This is a genomic window from Collimonas fungivorans, from assembly GCF_028292705.1.
Lineage (GTDB): Bacteria > Pseudomonadota > Gammaproteobacteria > Burkholderiales > Burkholderiaceae_D > Collimonas > Collimonas fungivorans_B.
Genome location: NZ_JAQGLV010000012.1, coordinates 1 through 7,185, shown reverse-complemented (window position 1 = coordinate 7,185; position 7,185 = coordinate 1). Strand labels below are relative to the sequence as shown.

The 7,185-nt window shown below is 59.6% G+C and carries 6 protein-coding genes; 2 read left to right on the top strand and 4 right to left on the bottom strand.

Annotated elements, in window-relative coordinates; genetic code table 11:
• Window positions 1–71: 71 nt before the first annotated feature.
• From JWQ61_RS00535 to JWQ61_RS00520, 4 genes are all read right to left on the bottom strand, one after another.
• On the bottom strand, window positions 72–1,073 hold the full coding sequence (locus JWQ61_RS00535) for an alpha-E domain-containing protein (protein ID WP_304358786.1): 1,002 nt from the start codon (window positions 1,071–1,073) through the stop codon (window positions 72–74).
• Window position 1,074: 1 nt separating this feature from the next.
• Window positions 1,075–2,490, bottom strand: coding sequence for a circularly permuted type 2 ATP-grasp protein (locus tag JWQ61_RS00530; protein ID WP_014007808.1), 1,416 nt, complete (start codon window positions 2,488–2,490; stop codon window positions 1,075–1,077).
• Between the two features lie 261 nt (window positions 2,491–2,751).
• Window positions 2,752–3,207 carry a cupin domain-containing protein gene (locus tag JWQ61_RS00525; protein ID WP_304358785.1) on the bottom strand — a complete coding sequence of 152 codons (456 nt, stop codon included), beginning with the start codon at window positions 3,205–3,207 and terminating at the stop codon, window positions 2,752–2,754.
• A gap of 35 nt (window positions 3,208–3,242) precedes the next feature.
• Window positions 3,243–3,896: a glutathione S-transferase family protein gene (locus JWQ61_RS00520; RefSeq protein ID WP_304358784.1), complete on the bottom strand. Its 654-nt coding sequence runs from the start codon at window positions 3,894–3,896 to the stop codon at window positions 3,243–3,245.
• 409 nt (window positions 3,897–4,305) lie between these two features.
• Here JWQ61_RS00520 and JWQ61_RS00515 point away from each other — a divergent pair, with 409 nt between their 5' ends.
• Both JWQ61_RS00515 and JWQ61_RS00510 read left to right on the top strand, forming a co-directional pair.
• Window positions 4,306–5,538 (top strand): polyhydroxyalkanoate depolymerase, encoded by a 1,233-nt coding sequence (locus JWQ61_RS00515; protein ID WP_304358783.1) that lies wholly within the window; start codon window positions 4,306–4,308, stop codon window positions 5,536–5,538.
• 70 nt (window positions 5,539–5,608) lie between these two features.
• A partial coding sequence (locus JWQ61_RS00510) for a transglutaminase family protein (RefSeq protein WP_304358782.1) occupies window positions 5,609–7,185 on the top strand: 1,577 nt, incomplete at its 3' end.

The following is a 7,185-nucleotide window of genomic DNA, read 5'->3' as shown; positions in this document are numbered from 1 at the left end:
GTCAGCGCCGCGGTGTAGTGGTAAACCGTTTCATGCCGGATGGTAAGGAGCATCAGTGGGGAAATTCGCTATCAGGTATTCAGCGGCACCAGGAAATCGCGGCTGATGCGATTGCCAAGCTCGAAGATCCGTTCGAAGAAGCGGGTCAGGTAATCGTGCAGGCCGGCGTCGAGAATTTCCTCGAGAGTGCTGAATTTCAGGTCGGCATGCAATTTCCCTGCAAAGCGTTCAGTGTCGGAGGACGTGTCGTTATGCACATGCTTGAGATTGCCGACCACCTGTTCCATGCAGGACAGCAGCGAGCGCGGCATGTCCGGCCGCAAGATCAGCAGGTCGGCCACGCGCGCCGGCGTGATTACGTCGCGGTACACCTTGCGGTAGATTTCAAAACCTGACACGGAACGCAGGATCGCCGCCCAGTAGTAGAAGTCGATTTGCGGATCGGCGATCGCATCCTGTTCCTGGCTTTGCCGCTGGCCGTTCTGGTTCTGCAGGTTCTTCGTATATGCGCCTTCCTTGGCGCCGTGGAACTTGACGTCGATGATGCGCGCGGTGTTGTCGGCGCGCTCGAGGAAGGTGCCGAGACGGATAAAGTGGAACGCCTCGTCCTTGAGCATGGTGCCGATGGTCACGCCGCGTGAGAGGTGCGAGCGGTGTTTGACCCACTCGAAGAACTCGCTGGGGTTTTGCTCCAGCGCGTTGGTCTGCAGATAACCCTGCATCTTGATCCAGGTAGCGTTCTGGATTTCCCAGGCTTCGGTGGTCAATGCGCCGCGCACCGCGCGCGCATTTTCGCGCGCCTGCTTCAGGCAGGACGCGATCGAGGAAGAATTGCTGGGATCGCGCACCATGAAGTCGATCACGTCTTTTTGCGTGACCACGCTGTATTTCTTGTCATAGGCATGGGTCAGCTCGGAAATGCCGAGCACTGCGCGCCAGCCTTTTTCCACATCTTCGACCGACTGCGGCAGCAGCCCGGTCTGCACGTGCACGTCCAGCATGCGTGCGGTATTTTCTGCCCGCTCGGTATAGCGGGACATCCAGAACAAATGGTCGGCGGTGCGACTGAGCATGTTATTTCTCCAGAATCCAGGTGTCTTTGGTGCCGCCGCCTTGGGACGAGTTGACCACCAGCGAACCTTCCTTGAGGGCGACGCGGGTCAGGCCGCCGCGCACCAGGGAGACATTCTTGCCGGACAATACGAATGGCCGCAGGTCCAGGTGGCGCGGTGCGATGCCGGATTCGACATAGGTCGGACAAGCCGACAAGGCCAGCGTCGGCTGGGAAATATAACCGTCCGGCTTGGCCAGCACGCGCTGGCGGAAATCCTCGATTTCCTGCTTGGTCGACGCCGGGCCGACCAGCATGCCGTAGCCGCCGGCGCCATGCACTTCCTTGACCACCAGGTCCTTGAGGTTGTCCAGGGTGTACTGCAAGTCTTCTTTCTTGCGGCACTGGAAAGTCGGGACGTTGTTCAGGATCGGTTTTTCCGACAGGTAGAACTGCACCATGTCCGGCACGAACGGGTACACCGACTTGTCATCGGCGACGCCGGTGCCGATCGCATTCGCCAGCGTGACGTTGCCGGCGCGGTACACCGACAGCAGGCCGGGCACGCCGAGCGATGAATCGGCGCGGAAGGCGAGCGGATCCAGATAGTCGTCGTCGATCCGGCGGTAGATCACGTCGACCCGCTTGGGGCCGCGCGTGGTGCGCATGTAGACGTGGTTGTCGTTGACGAACAGGTCCTGTCCTTCGACCAGCTCGACGCCCATCTGCTGCGCCAGGAACGCGTGCTCGAAGTAGGCCGAGTTGTACATCCCCGGTGTCATCACCACCACTGTCGGATCGGTAACGCCGACCGGCGCCACCGAACGCAGGTTATCCAGCAGCATGTCGGGATAATGGTCGACCGGCGCGATCTTGTGGCGCAGGAACAGCTCGGGAAACAGCCGCATCATCATCTTGCGGTTTTCCAGCATGTAGGACACGCCCGACGGCACCCGCAGGTTATCTTCGAGAACGTAGAACTCGCCCTCGCCGGCGCGTACGATATCGACCCCGGCGATGTGCGCGTAGATATCCGAAGCGACCGAGATGCCCTGCATTTCGGGGCGGTACTGGGCGTTGCGGAAAATCTGTTCAGCCGGGATCACGCCTGCCTTGACGATGTTCTGGTCGTGGTAGATGTCGTGGATGAACATGTTGAGCGCCTTGACGCGCTGGATCAGGCCGGCTTCCAGCGTCGCCCACTCCTGCGCATGGATGATGCGCGGAATGATGTCGAAGGGGATCAGACGTTCGGTGCCGGCGTCGTTGCCGTACACGGCGAAGGTAATCCCGACCCGGCGGAAAATCAGGTCGGCTTCGGCGCGTTTGCGGGCGATCGTTTCAGCGGTCTGGGCGTTGAGCCAATTGGAAAATTCGTTATAGTGCGGGCGCACCGACGAATTGCCATCGGAGTACATTTCATCGAAAAAATTTGCCATGATCTTGCTTTGCTGTGGTTTGATCGGAAACTATCAAGTAGCTATCAAGAAGCGTGCCCGTAACAAGCCGGTTGTTGCTCATTCGTTGCTTAATCAGCATTATATTAATTAAAGATTAACATGCGATCTTGCTGGTTGAATAGGCTTTATTTTCGGCAATGCCAGGTTCGCTCTTAGCAAATTTTGCATAATCTGGGTGGTGGCCTCCGTGATGATCTGATTGCAAAAACTGCTGTATTAAATGCTCTTAACCCATGCTGCTCAACCCGCCTTGGGCCATGGCGCCGGGGCCGGGACAGGACACGGCGCGGGCATGTCGATCGAAGTGAATGCCGCCGGGCTGACGATTTCAAGATACTCCATGTCTTCCGAGTAGTCGAATAAAAAATGCACGATGCCCGGCCGCTGGTGCACACAATCGCCGGCCTTGACCAGCGTTTCCTTGTCCTCGTACATGAAGCGCGCCCAGCCTTTGAGCATGTAGACGATGTGGAAATTGGCTTCATGCCGGTGCCAGCCGGTGCCGACCTCGGGCGCCATGTTGGCTTTCACCAGGTGCGCCACCACCTGGCCGCCGGTGGCGGCGGCGATGCCGAGATCGCGGTACAGGAAAAAATCGCGCAAGCCGCCCGATTCGAATTCGGTGTCGCCTTCGCGCACATGGGAGAACACGGTCTTCGGGCCCGCTTCTATCTTCGATTCTGTCTTCGTATCCATTGCAGCTATCCTTTCCTTGGCATTGGAAACCCTTTTCAGAATTCCACGTCCAGCTCATTGATATCGTCCGGCTCCAGCTTGGCCGCCTTGATCCATTCCTGCATTTCCGGCAACGCCATGATGCGCTTGCAATAGGCGCTGCAGACGGAATCCAGCTTTACATCGTACGTCAGAAAGCGCGTCGCCACCGGCGCGTACATGGCGTCGGCCATCGAGCGCTCGCCGAACAGGAACGGGCCGCCATAGGTTGCAAGGCATTGTTTCCAGATGGTGGTGATGCGCTTGATGTCGCCTTCGGCGCGCGACCACACCTTGAAGTCGGGGAAGCGCGCCTTGATGTTCATCGGCAGCGCCGAGCGCAGGGCGCTGAAGCCGGAATGCATTTCGCCGCAGATCGAGCGGCAGTGCGCGCGCGCGGCGCGGTCCGCCGGCAGCAGCCCGGCCTTGGGCCGGATCTCGTGCAGGTATTCGCCGATGGCCAGGGTATCCCACACCACGATGTTGCCGTGATACAGGCAGGGCACCAGGATCGACGACGACAGCAGCAGGATTTCGGCGCGTGCGTCCGGATCGTCCGGCGAGATCAGGTTCTCCCGGAATTCCAGTCCGGAGAACCTGGTCAGCAGCCAGCCGCGCAGGGACCACGACGAATAGTTTTTACTGGTGATGCTCAGAGTGGTCTTAGGCATGGCAATATTCTTCCGTATTGGATCGAAAGCGTTTTTGATTGGCAAACCGTTTGATGTCTACTGAGCAAAGGCCGTGCCAGAGGTATGGGCATGGATATTGCACCTAACGCATTTGCCGGCATGGGGCCTGTTAGCCATTCACTTAAGAGATGCGTTCAAACCAAAACGTGTGCTGGCAAGGCGCGTGGCGTAGCAGGGGGTGGTTCCCCCCTGCAAGCCATGCAACGCAGTCCAGCGCACGTTTTGGTTTGAACCCGGAGGGAACGGGCCGTAGGCGTCGCATGCCGGTGTTGCAGCTCCTTGCCGTAGCACCACTACGTCGCGTCGCTGCGCCTAGGCCTGCAACGCCTACGACCCGTTCGCACTCTTAAATGAATGGCTAACAGGCCCCCAATAACAGGGTAGTCCCATGACTAAAATTTACCAGGCATATCAGGGCTATGCGGATCTCAGCGATCCGATGCGTGCGTGGGCTGGCGCTGCCGCACCGATGTTGGGCTACCGCTGGCCGGGTTGGCCCGACAGCCTGGCCATGCGCAAGCTGGCTGCCGCCTGCGAAGTGTTTTCGTGCACCCAGTTGACGCATCAGCGCCCTGCATTCGGGATAGACAGCGTAGAAGAGAATGGGCGCACAGTTTCGGTGCATGAGGAAATAAGCGACCAGACGCCGTTCTGCACATTGTTGCGTTTCCGTAAAGAAACCAAGGCGGTGCAGCCGCGCATCCTCCTGGTTGCGCCCATGTCCGGGCATTTCGCCACCTTGCTGCGCGGTACCGTGAATACCTTGTTGCGCGACCATGACGTGTATATCACCGACTGGCATAACGCCCGCGACGTCGCCCTCAGCGACGGCCGTTTCGGCTTCGACGAATATGTCGCCCACCTGATCCGCTTCATCGAGAAGATCGGTCCAGGCACGCACGTGGTGGCGGTCTGCCAGCCGACCGTGGCGGCGCTGGTGGCGGTGTCGCTGATGGCGGCCGACAAGCATCCGGCGCAGCCGTCCAGCATGACCCTGATGGCCGGCCCCATCGATACCCGCATCAATCCTACCGCGGTCAACCAGCTGGCGAAAAGCAAGCCGATCGACTGGTTCCAGAAAAACCTGGTGAGCACCGTTCCCGGCCGTTTCGCCGGCAGCCAGCGCCAGGTCTATCCCGGTTTCCTGCAATTGAATGCGTTCATGAGCATGAACCTGGAGCGTCACCTCAAGGCCTTCCAGAACCTATACAACTACCTGGTCGACGGCGAAGACGAAAAAGCCAACACCATCAAGACGTTTTACGCCGAATATTTCGCCATGTCGGACCTGGCCGCGGAGTTTTACCTGGAAACCGTGCAAAGCGTATTCCAGGACCATGCATTGCCGCTTGGCGAAATGCAGGCATTAGGGCGTACGATAGAGCCGTCGGCGATCCGGCGCACCGCATTGTTCACCGTAGAAGGAGAGAAGGATGATATTTGCGCAGTAGGCCAGACCGTGGCCGCCCAGGACATGTGCAGCGGCATACGGCCGTACATGAAATCGCATCATGTACAAACCGGGGTCGGGCATTATGGTGTCTTCAACGGCCGGCGCTGGGACAATGAAATTTACCCGCGCCTGCGCGATTTCATCCACAGCCATCATCAGTATCAGTAACTTTTTTGTTGTTTGTGGCAGCTGCAGATTTCATGCGCTGAATGATTATTGATTGTCGCAGAGGATATCCATGTCAATTCACGTAGCACTCAATCATCTCACCACCTATCGCTACGAGCGCCCGATCACCCTCGGGCCTCAGATCATCCGCCTGCGCCCGGCGCCGCATTGCCGCACCCGCATCCTCAGCTATTCGCTGCGGATACTGCCGGAGCCGCATTTCATCAACTGGCAGCAGGACCCGCAGGCCAACTACCTGGCGCGGCTGGTGTTTCCGGAAAAGGCCAGCGAATTTCGCATCGAGGTTGACCTGGTGGCGGAAATGTCGGTGCTCAATCCGTTCGACTTTTTTCTTGAGCCATATGCCGAGAAAGTGCCGTTTTCCTACGCGCCGGAACTGCAGAACGAGCTCGAGCCGTACCGCAAGAAACTGCCGCTGACGCCCTTGCTGCAGAAATTCCTGGACCAGGTGCCGCGCGAAAGGATCCGCACGGAAGACTTCCTGGTCAGCCTGAACCAGCAGCTGGCGCAACTGATCAGCTACACCATCCGCATGGAACCTGGCGTGCAGACGCCGGAACAGACGCTGACCCTCGGATCCGGCTCATGCCGCGATTCGTCCTGGCTGCTGGTGCAGATATTGCGCTACCTCGGGCTGGCGGCGCGTTTTGTCTCCGGCTACCTGATCCAGCTGACGGCCGACCAGAAATCGCTCGACGGCCCGTCCGGCCCGCAGACCGATTTCACCGACCTGCACGCCTGGTGCGAGGTCTACCTGCCCGGCGCCGGCTGGATCGGCCTTGATCCAACCTCCGGCCTGTTCGCCGGCGAAGGGCATATCCCGCTGTCCTGCACGCCGGAACCGTCGTCGGCGGCGCCGGTCAGCGGCATGGTGGAGCCATGCGAAGTCGAATTCGAACATGCGATGAGCGTGCGCCGCATCTGGGAATCGCCGCGCGTCACCAAGCCGTACAGCGAGCAGCAGTGGGAAGAAATCGAAGAGCTGGGGCACGCCATCGACGACGACCTGGACGAACTCGACGTGCGCCTGACGATGGGCGGTGAGCCGACTTTCGTCGCGCTCGACGATCCGGAAGGCGAGGAATGGAACACGGCAGCCATGGGGCCCACCAAGAAGCTGCTGGCAGCCGAGCTCTATCATCGGTTGCGCCTGCAATACGCAGCGCAAGGCTTGCCGCATTTCGGCCAGGGCAAATGGTATCCAGGCGAGCAGCTGCCGCGCTGGGCACTGAATTGCTACTGGCGCCGCGACGGCGAACCGATCTGGTCGACGCCAGCCTTGATTGCCGATGAAACAAAGAAGCAAGCCACTGACGACAACATCGCCGAGCGCTTCTTGCATGGAGTAGCGGCAAGGCTGACGCTGGAGCGGCAGTACGTATTCGCGGCCTATGAGGACATCTACTATTACCTGTGGCGCGAACGCCGCCTGGCGATCAACGTCGACCCGTCCGATGCGCGGCTGGACGACAAGCAGGAAAGGGCGCGGCTGGCGCGGGTCTTTTCGCAAGGCCTGCGGAAAGTCGCCGGCTACGTATTGCCGCTGGTCCGCTCCGCCGATGAAAGCAGCTGGCAAAGCACGAGCTGGTACCTGCGCGGCGAACACTGCTACCTGCTGCCGGGCGA